Here is a 15075-nt window from a genome sequence, read left to right as displayed (position 1 = left end):
AGGTCCCTTCGATGGATAACTCCAGCACCCTGCCCGCCGGGGCGGCCATTGCGCCCGCCGCGGAAAAAACCACCCGAAGCCGACTCAAGTCGATTTTCAGCGGTTCGATCGGCAACATGGTCGAATGGTACGACTGGTACGTTTACGCCGCGTTTTCCCTGTACTTCGCCAAAGCCTTCTTCCCGGCCGGCGACACCACCGCCCAACTGCTCAACACTGCCGCGATCTTCGCCGTGGGCTTCCTGATGCGCCCGATCGGTGGCTGGCTGATGGGTATCTATGCCGACCGCAAGGGCCGCAAGGCCGCCCTGATGGCCTCGGTACTGCTGATGTGCGCAGGCTCGCTGGTCATCGCCCTGACCCCGGGCTATGAAACCATCGGTGTTGCCGCTCCCGTCCTGCTGGTGATCGCCCGCCTGATGCAAGGCCTGTCGGTTGGCGGCGAATACGGCACCTCGGCCACCTACCTGAGTGAGATGGCGACCAAGGAGCGTCGTGGCTTCTTCTCCAGCTTCCAGTACGTGACCCTGATCTCCGGCCAGCTCATCGCCCTGGCGGTGCTGATCATCCTTCAGCAGACCCTGACTACCGAGCAGCTGTACTCGTGGGGCTGGCGCGTACCGTTCGTGATCGGTGCCCTGTGCGCGGTCGTGGCCCTGTACCTGCGTCGCGGCATGGAAGAAACCGCCTCCTTCACCAAGAAGGAAAAGTCCAAGGAAAGCCTGATGCGCACCCTGATGCGCCATCCCAAGGAACTGGCAACCGTGGTCGGCCTGACCATGGGCGGCACCCTGGCCTTCTACACCTACACCACCTACATGCAGAAGTACCTGGTGAACACGGTGGGCATGAGCATCAGCGACTCGACCACCATCTCGGCGGCGACCCTGTTCCTGTTCATGTGCCTGCAACCGGTGATCGGCAGCCTGTCCGACAAGATCGGCCGCCGTCCGATCCTGATCGCCTTCGGTGTCCTGGGCACCCTGTGCACGGTGCCGATCCTGACCACCCTGCACACCATCCAGACCTGGTGGGGCGCGTTCTTCCTGATCATGGCGGCGCTGATCATCGTCAGCGGCTACACCTCGATCAACGCCGTGGTCAAAGCCGAACTGTTCCCGACCGAAATCCGCGCCCTGGGTGTCGGCCTGCCCTACGCCCTGACCGTGTCGATCTTCGGCGGTACCGCTGAATACGTGGCACTGTGGTTCAAGAGCATCGGCATGGAAACCGGCTACTACTGGTACGTGACCGCCTGTATTGCCTGCTCGTTGCTGGTGTATGTGTTCATGAAAGACACCCGCAAGCATTCGCGGATCACCACTGACTGAAGATAAGTTCTCAGGCTGTAAAAAAGGGGCATCCGCCAGCGGATTGCCCCTTTTTTGTTTCTTAACGCGCGATTAATCCCGGCCCCGCACACTTCAACCATCGCCAGACCGAGTCGCCTGCATCGCCGGCAAGGCCAGCGCCCACAATTCTGCTGTTCAACTTCAACCCCGTGGGAGCCGGCCTTGCCGGCGATGAGGCCCTTACTGTCGCCATATAAATCGATTTATTCGATTCATATACGCTATTTTTTGCGCTTTTTAATCAATTTAATCGGCGTAGGATTAAACCCATAGAAACAAACAACCCCTCACCACCCCGGAGCAACGACCATGAAAAGCAAACTGATCCTGACCCTGGCCTTCTCGGTACTGGCTGCCAACGCTTTCGCCGAAGACGGCTTCGACCGTACCAACAGCCACAACTTCGGTGCCGTACAAACCCAGTCGGCGACTTATGCAGAAGATGGTTTTGATCGCACTGGCGGCGCCAAATTTGCCGAAGACGGTTTTGATCGCACCGGCGGCGCCAAATTTGCCGAAGACGGTTTTGATCGCACCGGCGGCGCCAAATTCGCCGAAGACGGTTTCGATCGCACTGGCGGCGCCAAATTCGCCGAAGACGGCTTCGATCGCACCCAGGCCCACCGCATCAGCTAATCCCTGATGCGATGCAGTCAGCCCGGCTTCGGCCGGGCTTAATCGTTTTCAGCCAGGCAAAGCCTTGGCACACTAGGCGCTTACTCACAGGGAAGGCCGCAAGGCCAGCGCAGATGTACTACTACGAACCCGCCAAAGGCCACGGCCTGCCTCACGACCCCTTCAACGCCATCGTCGGCCCGCGCCCCATCGGCTGGATTTCATCCCAGGACACCGAGGGCCGCTTGAACCTTGCGCCCTACAGCTTCTTCAATGCCTTCAACTACATTCCGCCGATCATCGGTTTCTCCAGCGTCGGGCGCAAAGACAGCCTGAACAACATCGAGAAAACCGGCGAGTTCGCCTGGAACCTGGCGACCCGGCCACTGGCCGAGGCGATGAACCAGAGCTGCGCAGCGGTCTCGCCAGAAGTCGATGAGTTTGCCTTGAGTGGCCTGACCCCGGTAGCGTCCAAAGTCATCGCCGTGCCGCGAGTGCAGGAAAGCCCGGTGTCATTCGAATGCAAGGTGACCCAGATCATCCAGCTGCAGCGCGCCGATCAAGAACTGGTACCGAGCTGGTTGATCCTCGGGGAAGTGGTGGCGGTGCATATCGCCGAGCATCTGCTCAAGGATGGCATCTACGACACCGCTGCCGCACAGCCGATCCTGCGCGGGGGTGGACCTGCGGATTATTTCGAGCTGGGCAATCTGTTCAAGATGGCCCGCCCGCAGGTCAACGGCTGAGTTACCAGACCAGCTCGGCGTCGTCGTTGACGTCCTGCAGGCGTTCAAGCTCGGCACACGCCGCCTCGTCAGCGGCCATGGCGGTCTTGAACGTCTGCCCGTCGAGCACTTTGTGAAACCGCGGTGCGCCGCCGGCGCCCAAGCCTTTGACGGCGATCGCCGCGCAGTAGCCTTCTTCGCCGCGCACAGCGGCCGATACTGCTTCGAACTGCGAAAACTCTTTACGTGCCATGTGCCTCAAATCCACATCGATTGCCTGAAAGCGCCATTCTAACCCGCAGACGGCTCGCCGAAGGTATGCAGGTCCAGGCTGGCGACCACCTGGGCCTGAACCAGCTCGCCGAACAGGTCCAGGGTAGGTGAAGCAAAGTAGCCGCTCATCGCCTGCTGATCACGCCAGAAACCACTCAGCAGCCACAGATCGGCATCGGCTTGGGACTGCTGCAGGTTGAAGTGCAGGCAGCCCGGCGTCTTCCGCGACGGTTCGAGCAATTGGCGCAAGCGCTCGCCCAGCTCCACTGAGCGACCGCTGCTGGCCCGGATAAAAGCAAGGTGGGTGACCGAGTGTGGCGAGGTCATGAGCATCTCTCCTAGAGCAGCCAGTTGTTATTGCCAGGTTGCACAGGTTAGGCGACGTCTCGCGCGCGCCGTTAGGCCATTCCTGTCACACGCTTGCCTGATCCTGCGCGCGGCAGGATCAGGCAAGCGGACGACAGCATCCGGCTAGCGCCGCTGCTTGCACAAACCTATGCTGCTCAGGTCCCTATCTGGAAGCGCTGCAATGACTACCCTCGACCCCGCCCTGGAACAACAGCGCCAGGAGCTGGCTGATCTGGTGCGCCGTCACGCCCCGCGCAGCATCAGCGTCGAATCGGCCATCGAAGACCTGTACCTGGTGCAATACGAAGAAAGCGTGCGTTCCATGCCAGCGCTGGCGCAGCCGGCGTTGTGCATCCTTGCCCACGGCAGCAAGGAAATCTGCCTGGGCGATGAACGCTACGTGTATGACCCGCTGCACTACATGGTGCTCTCGGTGGCATTGCCGATCAGTGGAGTGCTGCTGGAGGCCAGCCCGGAGAACCCCAGCCTTGGGGTACGGATGAACATCGACCCGGCGCAGATCAACAACCTGATCGCCGAGGCCGGGCCCATGGGCGTGCCGGCGCTGCCTTCGGGGCGCGGGTTGTATGTCGAACGCACCGATCCGTTACTGCTCGATGCCTTGCTGCGCCTGATCCGCCTGCTGGATACACCCAAGGACATCGCCGTACTGGCACCGTTGATTCGGCGTGAGATTCTGTACCGCTTGCTGCGCGGCCCGCAGGGTTATCGTCTGTATGAAATAGCCATGTCCAGCAGCCAGACCCACCGGGTTTGCCAGGCCATTGAATGGCTCAACCAGCACTTCCACCGTCCGCTGCGCATTGAGGATCTGGCTCGGGAAGTGAACCTCAGCAGTTCGACCCTGCACCATCGGTTCAAAGCCGTGACGTCCATGAGTCCGCTGCAGTATCAAAAGCAGCTGCGCCTGCAGGAAGCGCGGCGGCTGATGCTCAATGACGGGCTGGAAGCGGCGGTGGCCGGGTATCGGGTGGGGTATGAAAGCCCATCGCAGTTCAGCCGGGAGTACAGCCGGCTGTATGGCGCGCCGCCGGTGCGGGATCTGGCGCGGTTGCGTAGTGCGCTTTAAAACGCTATCGCGGGGCAAGCCCGCTCCCACACACAAGTTCATCAGTACCCTGTGGGAGCGGGCTTGTCCCGCGATTGGGCCTACACCGCCCTCACCACATGCTTGACCTCTTGAAAGGCACTCAACCCCCAAGGCCCAAGCTCGCGCCCGATACTGCTCTGCTTGTAACCACCCCAGGCCGTCTGCGGGAAGATCACCTGCGGTGCATTGATCCACACCAGCCCGGCTTCAAGGGCGTTGGCCACACGCTCGGCGGCGCTCAGGTCGCTACTGACCACACTGGCCACCAGGCCGAACTCACTGTCATTGGCCAGCGCCACGGCTTGCGCTTCGCTGGCCACCGGCCGCACGCAAAGCACCGGGCCAAAGATCTCCTCACGCCACAGCGCACTGTCCAGCGGTACGTCGGTGAATACCGTGGGGCTGATGAAATACCCGCATGGCAGCTGCGCTGGCCGCGTACCACCACACAACAGTCGCGCGCCAGCCTCCAGGCCCGCAGCGATGTGCTTGCGTACACGCTGGTACTGCGCCTGGTTGACCAGTGCGCCCATTTCATTGTCGCCGGCAAACGGATCGCCGACGCGGATCGCCTCGGCCCGGGTTTTCAACCGCGCGATAAAATCCGGATACAAGGCTTCGGCTACCAGCACCCGGCTGGTAGCCGAACACATCTGCCCAGCATTGAAGAAGCCGCCCATGCAGGCCAGTTCCACAGCCAGTTCCAGGTCTGCCGCTTCCAGTACCAGCAAAGATGATTTGCCGCCCAGCTCCAGGCTCACGCCTTTGACGGTTTCCGCCGCCCGCTGCATGACCTGCACGCCCACCGCATTGCTGCCGGTGAAGGACACCTTGGCGATGCGTGGATCGGCCGCCAGGGCGGCGCCCACCGCAATCCCGGTCCCGCAGACCAGATTGAATACACCCTCCGGCAATCCGGCCTCGGCAATCACGCAGGCCAGCTCCAGCTCCGCCAGCGGCGTCACTTCCGAAGGTTTGAGCACCACACAGCAGCCGGCGGCCAATGCTGGCGCCAGTTTCCACGCGGTGGTGACCATGGGGAAATTCCACGGCACGATCAGCCCGACCACGCCACACGGCTCACGCCGCAGCCGCGCGACGAAATCGTCACTGGGCAGTGCCACCGGGCAGTCCTGCCCGGCATCCAGCTGATCGGCAAGCTCGGCGTAATAGCGGAAGGTGGCGATGACATCGTCCACATCCATTTGTGCTTCGGCGAGCGGCTTGCCGTTGTTGCTGGCCTGCAGGAAGACCAGGCGCTCGCGACGCGCCTCGACCCCTTCGGCAATCGTCCGCAGTACGGATGCACGCTCGGCACCGGTGCTGCTTGACCAGCCCGCGAATGCAGCCCGCGCCGCCTGGGTGGCGCGCTCTACCGCCGCCCCGTCGCCACCGGCCACTTCCGCCAAATGCTGCTCGTTGCTCGGGTTGATCACCGTCAGCGCTTGCGGACCGTGCTGCCAGACACCAGCAATGTAGACACCAGGAAGTTTCATCATGCTGGCACCGCCTGCATCCAGTGAGTCTGATCGATTTCGATCAGGCTCGGCCCCTTGCGATCACACGCCTGGCGCAGCGCCTCACGCAATTGCTCGACATCACCTACAGCCTGGGCTGCACAACCCAGGGCCTTGGCCACGCCGATGAAGTCCGGGGTGTGAATGTCCACGCCCACCGGCTCGATGGCACGGTTGACCATGTACTTCTTGATTTCTTCGTAACCCTGGTTGTTCCACAACAGGACGATCAGCGGCACCTGCGCCTCGGTAGCGCTGGCCAGTTCCGGCAGGGTGAACTGCAGGCCACCGTCACCGATCAGGCAGATCACCGGTGCGCGGTCTTCAATCGCTTCGGCGCTGCCCAACCAGGCGCCCATGGCCGCAGGCAAGGCGTACCCGAGGGTGCCGTAACCGGTGGAGGCGTTGAACCAGCGCCGCGGCTGATCCATGTCCAGGGTCAGGTTGCCGGTGTATACCGGTTGCGTCGAGTCGCCGACCAATACCGCATTCGGCAAGGTCTCGAGCAGGGTCTGGAGCATACGCGTCTGGCTGTGCATCGGCAGATCCCAGTCGGCCAGCAGCCGCTCACGCAAGCGTGCGGCGCGGCTGGCGCCCCATTCGGCAGCACGTACCGGTGCAGGCTGTTCGGCCAGGGCCACCAGCAGGGCTTCGGTCGCCACCGTGGCGTCGGCCACCAGGGCGATCTCTGGCGGATAGTTGCGCACAGTCTGGTCCGGGTCGATGTCGATGCGCAGCAAGCGCCCTGGAATCTCGAAGCCACCTTTGAAGGTTACGTCATAGTCGGTTTCGGCAAGCTCGGTACCGATCGCCAGCACCACGTCGGCTTCGGCGACCAGCTCACGGGTCGCCACCAGCGACTGGGTCGAACCGATCTGCAACGCATGACTGGCAGGCAGCACGCCTTTGGCGTTGATGGTCAGCGCCACCGGGGCCTGCAGGTATTCGGCCAGGCGAGTCAGCACGGCACTGGCATCAATCGCTCCACCACCGGCGAGAATCAGCGGACGCGGGGCGCTGGCCAGCAACGCGGCCATTTGCGCCACGGCTGCCGGGGCAGCGCCAGCACGGGCAATGCGTACAGGGGCACTGGCCAGCAGGTGATCGGCGTCTTCAACCAATACATCCAGCGGAATCTCGATGTGCACCGGACGTGGACGCGCGCCGTCGAATACGGCGAAGGCGCGGGCCAGGACCATCGGCAAGTCATCGGCACTCATCAGGGTATGAGAGAACGCCGCCACCCCGGCCACCAGGCTGCCCTGGGCCGGCAGTTCATGCAGCTTGCCGCGCCCGCCACCGAGCTGATTGCGCGACTGTACACTGGAGATCACCAGCATCGGGATCGAGTCGGCATAGGCCTGGCCCATCGCTGTGGTGATGTTGGTCATCCCCGGGCCGGTGATGATGAAGCAGACGCCCGGCTTGCCACGGGTACGCGCATAGCCATCAGCCATGAAGCCTGCGCCCTGCTCGTGACGTGGGGTGATATGCCGGATAGAGGAACGCGCCAGCCCGCGGTAGAGCTCGACGGTATGCACGCCGGGAATCCCGAAGACATGATCGACGCCGTAGCCTTCAAGGAGTTTGACCAGTACTTCACCGCAAGTTGCCATGTTCGTCTGCCTGTTATTGTGCTGAAAACAGGCTTTATTGGACCGCCGCCCCGCTACCGGCACAATGCAAAAAAGCTCATACTAGCCATGTCCACAGATCATGGCTGACGCCCGATGAAACGCCTGCCGCCGCTGCCCGCCCTGCATACTTTTCTGGTCACCGCCCAGTGCTGCAACTTCACCCGTGCGGCGCAGCTGCTGCACATTACCCAGGGTGCGGTCAGTCGGCAGATTGCCGGCCTCGAGGATCATCTCGGTTATCCGCTGTTCCTGCGCCAGGCCCGTGGTTTGAGCCTGACCCGCGAAGGCCAGGACTGGCTGCCACGGGTGCAGCAGGTGTTCGCCCTGATCGAGGAAGGTGTGCAGCAAGTCGGTGCGCGTAGCGCCACATTGCAACTCAAGGCGCCCACCTGCGTGATGCGCTGGCTGCTGCCGCGGCTGATGGAGTGGCAGGCGTTGCGCCCGGATGTGCCAGTGGAGCTGACCACTACGGTGCAGCACGGGGTGGATTTTCGTCGCGAAGTGTTTGATGCGGCAGTGGTATATGGCGCCGCCCCCAATCATGGTCTGCAGAAACTCAAGCTGTTCGATGAACAGCTGACACCGGTGTGCGCGCCACAATTACTGGCGGGCCCGCTGCCCTTGCAGCAGTTGGCGGATCTGGAGCAACACATGCTGCTGCACCCGACCCGCGACCAGCACGACTGGAACACCTGGCTCAGTGCAGCGGGTGCCAGCCTTCCCCGGCAAGGCAAAGGCCAGCATTTCGAAACCCTGGACATGGCCATGTCGATGGCCTCCCAGGGTACCGGGGTAGCCATCGGCGACTGGTCGCTGATCGGTGATGACCTCAGCTGCGGACGGCTGGTAACACCCTTCCCGCTCAAGGTCAGCACCGGTCAGGCGTATTACCTGGTCTGGCCGCAGGGTTCAGATTCATCGACTTTGCAGGAACTGCTCAACTGGCTGTGGGAGCGGGCTTGCCCCGCGAGGCGATGTGACTGAACAGGCCCAATCGCGGGGCAAGCCCGCTCCCACCGCTCAGTAACCGACGGTAAAACGCTGACGCGAGTGGGCAGGCTTTTCCACTTCATCGAGCATGGCAATGGCGTAGTCGGCAAAGCTGATCCAGCTCTTGCCATCGGCACCGATCAGCAGGTGATCCTTGCCGGTCTTGTAGCTACCGGTGCGTGCCCCTTCAACGAACTCGGCCGAGGGTGACAGGAAGGTCCAGTCCAGCTCCTTTTCCTGACGCAGGGTATCGAGGTAATGCCCGCCGGCAGTGGCCTCGGCCTTGTACGCTTCGGGGAAGTCCGGACTGTCGATTACCTTGTGCCCCGACGGCAGCAGCAGGCTGCCCGCCCCGCCCACCACCAGCAGACGCTTGACCCCGGCTTTCTTCACCGGCTCGATGATGGCCTGCGGCTTGATGCTGGAAAAATGCGCCGCGCTGAGCACCACGTCATGCCCCTTCAGCGCATGCTCCAGAGCAGCAGCATCAGTGACATCCAGTGCCACGCTTGTCACGCCTTCGCGCCCCTGCAGCTTGGCCGGGTTGCGGGCGATAGCGGTAACGCTGTGGCCACGACGCAGTGCTTCTTCCAGCAACTGGCTACCGGCACGCCCGGTTGCCCCGATGATTGCGATCTTGCTCATGAAAAACCTCCAGTCAGGATTGAATGTCACTTACCACTTCATCTCGCCCTTGGCGACCTTGGCACTGAGCTCCAGCGAGCTCTCTTCGCCCAGGTCCGGGTAGCGCTTTTTCATCGCCGCGATCAATTCGGCGGCATTACCGGCCTTGGCGGTTTCCTCGTCGAAGACGCGGATATAGTCAGCAGTAAAGCGCACCGCTGCCAGCGACTCGCCGGGCTGGCCCAGGTAATGACCCGGCACCACGACCTGCGGCTTGAGCAGTTCGATGCGCTTGAGGGTAGTAAGCCAGTCCTTGTGTGATTGCGCCGTCTGGGTGTCGGCCATCCATACATGCAGGTTGTCCGCGACCACCACACCGCCGACCACCGCCTTGATCGAGGGAATCCAGACAAAACTGCGATCCGCCTGCGGGCCATCAAGACCAAGGACTTCCAGGCGCTGGCCTTCGAGGGTCAGCTGATTGCCTTCGAGCACCTGCGGGACCACCAGTTTGCCCGGCTTGTCGGCGCCCATCTGCGGCCCCCAGTACGCCAGCTTGGCGTCCATGGTCTGCTTGATATGAGCAACCGTCGCCGCGGAAGCGAGCACCTTGGCCTGTGGATAGGCGTCGATCAGGGTCTGCAGGCCAAAGTAGTAATCCGGGTCACCATGACTGATATAGATAGTGGTCAGCTTCTTACCGCTGGCACGCAGTTTCGCCAGCACCTGCTCGGCCTGGGCTTTGCCGAACTGGGCATCGACCAGAATGGCGTCGTGCTTGCCGCTGACGATCACCGAACTGACCGGAAACAGGGCTTCGGTACCCGGGTTATAGACATCCAGCTGCAACGGCTGCTCGGCGGCCTGCACCTGCGCCAGGACACCGAGAGTGGCAACGGCCAGCAACAAACCGCGCAAGGAGAAAGAACGACGCATCAAGGCAATTCCTGTGAGGGTGGCAATGAGCAACAGCTTAGTTGCACGAACCAATGCAAAAAATGCGATGCTTGAACATAGTTTGTTTCTAAAAGCGGGCAAATCATGGATCGTCTGACAGCAATGCGGGTCTTCGTCAGTGTGGTCGACCTGGGCAGCCAGTCGGCCGCCGCCGATCACCTGGACCTCTCGCGCCCGGTGGTGTCCCGCTATCTGGCTGAACTGGAAGACTGGGTAGGTGCGCGCTTGATGCAGCGCACCACGCGGCGTCTGAGCCTGACCGCCGCCGGCCAGGAAACCCTGCCACGCTGTCGGCAGATGCTGGAGCTGGCCGGTGACCTGCAGGCGGCCGTCAGTGCCCCAGATGACGCGCCACGGGGCGAGCTGCGGATCAGCGTCAGCACCTCGTTCGGCCAGGCCCAGCTGATGGATGCCATGGCCGACTATGTCAAACGCTACCCGGGAGTGAAGATCGATCTGCAGATGCTCGATCGCACCGTCAACCTGGTGGATGAACGCATCGACCTGGCCATCCGCACCAGCAACGATCTGGACCCCAACCTCATCGCCCGCCGCCTGAGCGTGTGCCGCTCGGTGATCTGCGCCTCCCCCGCTTACCTGCGCGAACACCCGGCACCGTTGCAGGTCCAGGACCTGGCGCGGCACAACTGCCTGACCCACTCCTATTTCGGCCGCAGCCTCTGGCACTTCGAGGTCGAGGGTGAAAGCGTTTCGGTGCCGGTGCAGGGCAATATCAGCGCCAATGAAGCGATGACCCTGCAACGTGCAGCGCTGGCCGGTGCCGGGATCGCCATGCTGCCCACCTACCAGGCGGCCCCTGCGCTGCACAGCGGCGAACTGCTGCGCCTGTTGCCGCAGGCCAAACCTCGCGAACTCAACCTCAATGCTGTCTATACCTCGCGCAAGCACATGCCGGCGACCTTGCGCAGCATGCTCGACTTCCTCGCCGAACGCTTTACTGCCGAGCCGGAATGGGACCGCGACCTGCGCTAGCGCGGGCAACCCGGGCAGAGCTGACCTATGCTTTAAATAGCACTTGTGTGCAGCTAGAAAGAGGTGAGCACCATGGGCCTCAAATCCAGAAAATGCGCCGTTGTCTGTGCCATCGCCGCTGTCGTCGGGCTTTATGCCGCAGCCGCCTACCGGGTCGAACAGATCCGCAATCAACCGTATTCGGCAGCCAGTTGCAGCCTGGCCAGTTGCGTCCCGCACACCGCCACCCTGAGCGCCCTTAAATAAGCTTCAGCCAAGCACCCAATCCCGCTGGCGCGCGGATTGGAGCAGACGCTTAGCAAGCTATCGAGTACACTGGCCAGCACCTGTTTTCGCAGCACATGCCTGCGGAATAACCCTGCCCTTCGAGCTGGCCCGTGACCCAACTCAACACTCCGCAACCGGTTCTGCGCAGCGTACTGATGGCGCTGATGCTGGCGATCTTCCTCGGTGCTCTGGACCAGACCATCGTCGCCGTGTCGATGCCGGCGATTTCCGCCCAATTCAATGATGTTGGCCTGCTGGCCTGGGTGATCTCCGGCTACATGGTGGCAATGACCGTGGCCGTGCCGATCTACGGCAAACTGGGCGACCTGTACGGCAGGCGCCGGATGATCCTCACCGGCACCGCGCTGTTCACCCTGGCCTCGCTTTTCTGCGCCCTGGCACAGAACATGGAACAACTGGTCCTGGCCCGGGTGCTGCAGGGTATCGGCGCGGGCGGCATGGTGTCGGTCAGCCAGGCGATCATCGGTGACTTCGTACCGCCACGCGAACGTGGGCGCTATCAGGGCTACTTCAGCAGCATGTACGCCCTGGCCAGCGTGATCGGCCCGGTGCTCGGCGGCTACCTCACCGAGTACCTGTCGTGGCGCTGGGTGTTCTGGCTGAACCTGCCGCTGGGGCTGACCGCCTGGTGGGTGACCCGGCGCGCCCTGCGAACCCTGGTGGTGCCGCAACGTCAGGCCCAGGTCGACTACATTGGCGCCGCGCTGTTGATTTTCGGTCTGAGCAGCCTGTTGCTGGGCATCACCCTGATCGGCCAGGGCCACGCCTGGTACGCTTCCGAGGTTGCTGCCCTGCTGCTTTGCGCGCTGGCTGGATTGCTGGTTTTCGTTGTCCATGAACGCCGTGTGGCGGAGCCGTTGCTGCCCCTCAAGCTGTTCAACAACCGGATAGCCACGCTGTGCTGGTGCACCCTGTTCTTTACCAGCTTCCAGGCCATCTCCCTGACCATGCTGATGCCACTGCGCTACCAGAGCATTACCGGCGCAGGTGCTGACAGCGCTGCCCTGCACTTGCTGCCGCTGGCCATCGGCCTGCCGATCGGTGCCTACTGCGGTGGCCGCCTGACCAGTTTCACCGGCCGCTATAAACCGCAGATCCTCGGCGGTGCGCTGCTGATGCCGTTTGCCATCGTCGGCATGGCCTTCAGCGCGCCGCAGTCAGTCTGGCTCAGTGGCCTGTTCATGGTGTTGACCGGGATTGCCTCGGGCCTGCAGTTTCCCACTTCGCTGGTCGCCAGCCAGAGCGCGGTCGAGCCGCGCGATATCGGCGTGGCCACCAGCACCAGCAACCTGTTCCGCTCCCTCGGCGGCGCCATGGGCGTCGCCTGTATGTCGGCGCTATTGCTGGCGATGTTGCAGGACGGTGGCCTGAGTCTGGCGGGCGATGCCTTGCTGGGCAGCCTTCAGGCCGGGGAGCCGAGTGCGCAGGCACAGGCCGAATTGCTGAAGACCTTCCGCCATCTGTTGCTTGGCAGTGCTATGGTGTCACTGTTCGGACTGACAGCCGCGCTGGCCTTACCGGATAGGCAACTGCGCGGCCGTATGTAGGACGTTTACGAAGGCTGCGGAAACAATTCATCACAAACCTTCACAAAGTCTCATTTGCGCAAGGCTGGGCTCAAGCGCAGCATATCCAGCCCGGTATCGATCCACAGTTCGGCTTCAGCCAACAGATCGAAGCTCTCCGGTAGCAGCAGCCAGCGGCGGATCAGGCCGTCTATATAGGCATAGATCGCCAGCGCCGCACGCTCGGGATCTACATCGGCGGGCAGTTGCCCGCGCCTGACTGCATTGCCCAACGACAACGCAATATGGGCATGACACTCAAACGTCGAGGTTTGCCGCTGTTGGCGGATCTCGCACATGTCATCGGTGAACTCACACTTGTGATGCAGAATTTCGTTGATTCGCCGGGTTTTCGGGTCAAGCACCATCTGGTGCATCAACTGGACCAGCAGCTTGCGCATGCAGCCGAGCGGATCAAGCTCATCTTCGCTTTCACTGGCGCGGGCCAGGGCATCCAGCGGCTCGTGCAAGCTTTCCAGCATGGCCTCGACCAGCTCGGCCTTGTCGTTGAAGTGCCAATAGATGGCGCCGCGGGTAACCCCCGCCAGCTTGGCGATATCCGCCAGGGTGGTACGCGCAACCCCGCGCTTGTAGAAGGCCTTTTCCGCAGCTTCGAGAATCTGTGCGCGGGTTTCCTGGGCTTCTTCTTTGGTTCGACGGACCATGGCAGTACGACCTCATCAAAACCCGGGTGCACGTTCAGGCACCTGGGGGCTGGGCCGGATCAACCTCTGACAGGTTGTTACCGGATGATTAAATTCAAGGCTTGCGGCGGCTTGGGGCTTCGTCTGCAAACTATTTACAAACAACCATGAATGTAAGTATATTCCTTAGCAAGCTATTTATCCACTCGACAACATTTTTTCTATTCGCACCCTTTCCATTTATTCTTGAGCGTCTTCAGCTCTTGCGACCCGAGGATCTTCATGCAATTCAAGCCAGCTGTTACCGCTCTGGTATCCGCCGTCGCCCTGGCAACACTGCTCAGCGGCTGTAAAAAGGAAGAGGCTGCGCCTGTTGCGCACGTTCCTCAGGTCGGCGTCGTTACCCTGCAAACCCAGGCCTATACCCTGACCTCCGACCTGCCGGGGCGCACCACCGCCTACCGCATCGCCGAGGTCCGCCCACAGGTCAATGGCATCATTCTCAAGCGCCTGTTCAAAGAAGGCACTGAGGTCAAGGAAGGTCAGCAGCTGTACCAGATCGATCCTTCGGTATACGAAGCGACCCTGGCCAGCGCTCAGGCCAACCTGCAGTCGACCCGTTCGCTGTCCGAGCGCTACAAGCAGCTGGTCGCCGAGCAAGCGGTCAGCCGCCAGGAATACGACGACGCGCAAGCCAAACGTTTGCAGGCTGAAGCGGCACTGCGCAGCGCCCAGATCGACCTGCGTTACACCAAGGTCCTTGCCCCGCTGAGCGGCCGTATCGGTCGTTCTTCGGTCACCGAGGGCGCCCTGGTCAACAATGGCCAGGCCGACGCCATGGCGGTGATCCAGCAGCTTGACCCGATCTACGTCGACGTCACCCAGTCTTCGGCCGAGCTGCTCAAGCTGCGCCGCGAACTGGAAAGCGGCCAGCTGCAGAAGGTCGGCGAAAATGCCGCCAAGGTCACCCTGACCCTGGAAGACGGCAGCATCTATCGCCAGGAAGGCCGCCTGGAGTTCTCCGAAGTCTCGGTTGACCCGACTACCGGCTCGGTAACCCTGCGCGCGGTATTCCCGAACCCTGACCACAACCTGCTGCCGGGCATGTTCGTCCATGCGCGCCTGAAAGCCGGGGTCAACGCCCAGGCGATCCTCGCGCCGCAGCAAGGGGTTACCCGCGACCTCAAAGGCCAGCCAACAGCGCTGGTGGTCAACAAGGACAACAAGGTCGAACTGCGCCAGCTCAAGGCCAGCCGTACCGTCGGTAGTGAATGGCTGATCGAAGAAGGCCTGAACGCCGGCGACCGCGTGATCACCGAGGGCCTGCAGTTCGTCCAGCCGGGCATCGAGGTCAAGGTCAGCGAAGCCACCAACGTCAAGCCTGCTCAGCCAACCCAGGCCAATGCAACGACTGCAGGGGCCAAAGGGGAGTAAAC

16 protein-coding genes are annotated in these 15075 nt (G+C 62.2%); 9 read left to right on the top strand and 7 right to left on the bottom strand.

Going from position 1 to position 15075, the window contains the following annotated elements; all coding sequences use genetic code 11:
• The first annotated feature begins 11 nt into the window (after positions 1–11).
• From ACVI9W_RS17535 to ACVI9W_RS17525, 3 genes are all read left to right on the top strand, one after another.
• Positions 12–1331, top strand: a complete 1320-nt coding sequence (locus ACVI9W_RS17535; RefSeq protein WP_400174090.1) for an MFS transporter — start codon at positions 12–14, stop codon at positions 1329–1331.
• 330 nt (positions 1332–1661) lie between these two features.
• Positions 1662–1988, top strand: a complete 327-nt coding sequence (locus ACVI9W_RS17530) for a hypothetical protein (protein ID WP_191830963.1) — start codon at positions 1662–1664, stop codon at positions 1986–1988.
• 113 nt (positions 1989–2101) lie between these two features.
• Positions 2102–2713: a flavin reductase family protein gene (locus tag ACVI9W_RS17525; protein ID WP_461530654.1), complete on the top strand. Its 612-nt coding sequence runs from the start codon at positions 2102–2104 to the stop codon at positions 2711–2713.
• 1 nt (position 2714) lies between these two features.
• On the opposite strand, the gene ACVI9W_RS17520 is transcribed toward ACVI9W_RS17525, so the two are convergent.
• Both ACVI9W_RS17520 and ACVI9W_RS17515 read right to left on the bottom strand, forming a co-directional pair.
• On the bottom strand, positions 2715–2945 hold the full coding sequence (locus ACVI9W_RS17520; protein WP_461530653.1) for a hypothetical protein: 231 nt from the start codon (positions 2943–2945) through the stop codon (positions 2715–2717).
• 38 nt (positions 2946–2983) lie between these two features.
• Complete coding sequence (locus ACVI9W_RS17515; RefSeq protein WP_461530652.1) at positions 2984–3292, bottom strand: antibiotic biosynthesis monooxygenase family protein; 309 nt, start codon at positions 3290–3292, stop codon at positions 2984–2986.
• Between the two features lie 202 nt (positions 3293–3494).
• On the opposite strand from ACVI9W_RS17515, the gene ACVI9W_RS17510 reads away from it, so the two are divergent.
• The gene (locus ACVI9W_RS17510; RefSeq protein WP_461530651.1) at positions 3495–4403 is read left to right on the top strand and encodes an AraC family transcriptional regulator; all 909 of its coding nucleotides are present in this window, start codon (positions 3495–3497) and stop codon (positions 4401–4403) included.
• Positions 4404–4483: 80 nt separating this feature from the next.
• Here ACVI9W_RS17510 and ACVI9W_RS17505 read toward each other — a convergent pair whose 3' ends face one another.
• Together ACVI9W_RS17505 and ACVI9W_RS17500 are read right to left on the bottom strand one after the other, a co-directional pair.
• Complete coding sequence (locus ACVI9W_RS17505) at positions 4484–5923, bottom strand: aldehyde dehydrogenase family protein (RefSeq protein WP_461530650.1); 1440 nt, start codon at positions 5921–5923, stop codon at positions 4484–4486.
• The gene (locus tag ACVI9W_RS17500; protein WP_461530649.1) at positions 5920–7557 is read right to left on the bottom strand and encodes a 5-guanidino-2-oxopentanoate decarboxylase; all 1638 of its coding nucleotides are present in this window, start codon (positions 7555–7557) and stop codon (positions 5920–5922) included. The genes ACVI9W_RS17505 and ACVI9W_RS17500 overlap by 4 nt, the downstream gene beginning before the upstream one ends.
• Before the next feature lie 114 nt (positions 7558–7671).
• Here ACVI9W_RS17500 and ACVI9W_RS17495 point away from each other — a divergent pair, with 114 nt between their 5' ends.
• The gene (locus ACVI9W_RS17495; RefSeq protein ID WP_461530648.1) at positions 7672–8562 is read left to right on the top strand and encodes a LysR substrate-binding domain-containing protein; all 891 of its coding nucleotides are present in this window, start codon (positions 7672–7674) and stop codon (positions 8560–8562) included.
• 36 nt (positions 8563–8598) lie between these two features.
• Here the strand turns inward: ACVI9W_RS17495 and ACVI9W_RS17490 are convergent, their stop codons facing one another.
• Positions 8599–9213 carry an NAD(P)-dependent oxidoreductase gene (locus ACVI9W_RS17490; RefSeq protein ID WP_461530647.1) on the bottom strand — a complete coding sequence of 205 codons (615 nt, stop codon included), beginning with the start codon at positions 9211–9213 and terminating at the stop codon, positions 8599–8601.
• A gap of 30 nt (positions 9214–9243) precedes the next feature.
• Positions 9244–10128: an MBL fold metallo-hydrolase gene (locus tag ACVI9W_RS17485; protein ID WP_461530646.1), complete on the bottom strand. Its 885-nt coding sequence runs from the start codon at positions 10126–10128 to the stop codon at positions 9244–9246.
• 105 nt (positions 10129–10233) lie between these two features.
• Here ACVI9W_RS17485 and ACVI9W_RS17480 point away from each other — a divergent pair, with 105 nt between their 5' ends.
• From ACVI9W_RS17480 to ACVI9W_RS17470, 3 genes are all read left to right on the top strand, one after another.
• Entirely contained in the window at positions 10234–11142 is a 909-nt protein-coding gene (locus tag ACVI9W_RS17480; RefSeq protein WP_461530645.1) for a LysR family transcriptional regulator, read from the top strand.
• A gap of 72 nt (positions 11143–11214) precedes the next feature.
• The gene (locus tag ACVI9W_RS17475; protein ID WP_167335110.1) at positions 11215–11388 is read left to right on the top strand and encodes a hypothetical protein; all 174 of its coding nucleotides are present in this window, start codon (positions 11215–11217) and stop codon (positions 11386–11388) included.
• A 176-nt stretch (positions 11389–11564) separates the two neighbouring features.
• Positions 11565–12977, top strand: coding sequence for an MDR family MFS transporter (locus tag ACVI9W_RS17470; RefSeq protein WP_461531843.1), 1413 nt, complete (start codon positions 11565–11567; stop codon positions 12975–12977).
• Between the two features lie 50 nt (positions 12978–13027).
• Here ACVI9W_RS17470 and ACVI9W_RS17465 read toward each other — a convergent pair whose 3' ends face one another.
• Complete coding sequence (locus tag ACVI9W_RS17465) at positions 13028–13660, bottom strand: TetR family transcriptional regulator (RefSeq protein WP_038607479.1); 633 nt, start codon at positions 13658–13660, stop codon at positions 13028–13030.
• A gap of 261 nt (positions 13661–13921) precedes the next feature.
• On the opposite strand from ACVI9W_RS17465, the gene ACVI9W_RS17460 reads away from it, so the two are divergent.
• Positions 13922–15073, top strand: coding sequence for an efflux RND transporter periplasmic adaptor subunit (locus ACVI9W_RS17460; RefSeq protein ID WP_461530644.1), 1152 nt, complete (start codon positions 13922–13924; stop codon positions 15071–15073).
• The last annotated feature ends 2 nt before the right edge of the window (positions 15074–15075 follow it).

The sequence above is a fragment of the Pseudomonas sp. 210_17 TE3656 genome (assembly GCF_054821965.1).
This window is presented reverse-complemented; position numbering and strand designations above follow the sequence as displayed.

What these genes read in the sequence shown, in the direction of transcription:
- ACVI9W_RS17535 (WP_400174090.1), top strand. Translation starts at nt 12, where the DNA reads ATGGATAACTCCAGCACCCTGCCCGCCGGGGCGGCCATTGCGCCCGCC.
- ACVI9W_RS17530 (WP_191830963.1), top strand. Translation starts at nt 1,662, where the DNA reads ATGAAAAGCAAACTGATCCTGACCCTGGCCTTCTCGGTACTGGCTGCC.
- ACVI9W_RS17525 (WP_461530654.1), top strand. Translation starts at nt 2,102, where the DNA reads ATGTACTACTACGAACCCGCCAAAGGCCACGGCCTGCCTCACGACCCC.
- ACVI9W_RS17520 (WP_461530653.1), bottom strand. Translation starts at nt 2,945, where the DNA reads ATGGCACGTAAAGAGTTTTCGCAGTTCGAAGCAGTATCGGCCGCTGTG.
- ACVI9W_RS17515 (WP_461530652.1), bottom strand. Translation starts at nt 3,292, where the DNA reads ATGACCTCGCCACACTCGGTCACCCACCTTGCTTTTATCCGGGCCAGC.
- ACVI9W_RS17510 (WP_461530651.1), top strand. Translation starts at nt 3,495, where the DNA reads ATGACTACCCTCGACCCCGCCCTGGAACAACAGCGCCAGGAGCTGGCT.
- ACVI9W_RS17505 (WP_461530650.1), bottom strand. Translation starts at nt 5,923, where the DNA reads ATGATGAAACTTCCTGGTGTCTACATTGCTGGTGTCTGGCAGCACGGT.
- ACVI9W_RS17500 (WP_461530649.1), bottom strand. Translation starts at nt 7,557, where the DNA reads ATGGCAACTTGCGGTGAAGTACTGGTCAAACTCCTTGAAGGCTACGGC.
- ACVI9W_RS17495 (WP_461530648.1), top strand. Translation starts at nt 7,672, where the DNA reads ATGAAACGCCTGCCGCCGCTGCCCGCCCTGCATACTTTTCTGGTCACC.
- ACVI9W_RS17490 (WP_461530647.1), bottom strand. Translation starts at nt 9,213, where the DNA reads ATGAGCAAGATCGCAATCATCGGGGCAACCGGGCGTGCCGGTAGCCAG.
- ACVI9W_RS17485 (WP_461530646.1), bottom strand. Translation starts at nt 10,128, where the DNA reads ATGCGTCGTTCTTTCTCCTTGCGCGGTTTGTTGCTGGCCGTTGCCACT.
- ACVI9W_RS17480 (WP_461530645.1), top strand. Translation starts at nt 10,234, where the DNA reads ATGGATCGTCTGACAGCAATGCGGGTCTTCGTCAGTGTGGTCGACCTG.
- ACVI9W_RS17475 (WP_167335110.1), top strand. Translation starts at nt 11,215, where the DNA reads ATGGGCCTCAAATCCAGAAAATGCGCCGTTGTCTGTGCCATCGCCGCT.
- ACVI9W_RS17470 (WP_461531843.1), top strand. Translation starts at nt 11,565, where the DNA reads ATGGCGCTGATGCTGGCGATCTTCCTCGGTGCTCTGGACCAGACCATC.
- ACVI9W_RS17465 (WP_038607479.1), bottom strand. Translation starts at nt 13,660, where the DNA reads ATGGTCCGTCGAACCAAAGAAGAAGCCCAGGAAACCCGCGCACAGATT.
- ACVI9W_RS17460 (WP_461530644.1), top strand. Translation starts at nt 13,922, where the DNA reads ATGCAATTCAAGCCAGCTGTTACCGCTCTGGTATCCGCCGTCGCCCTG.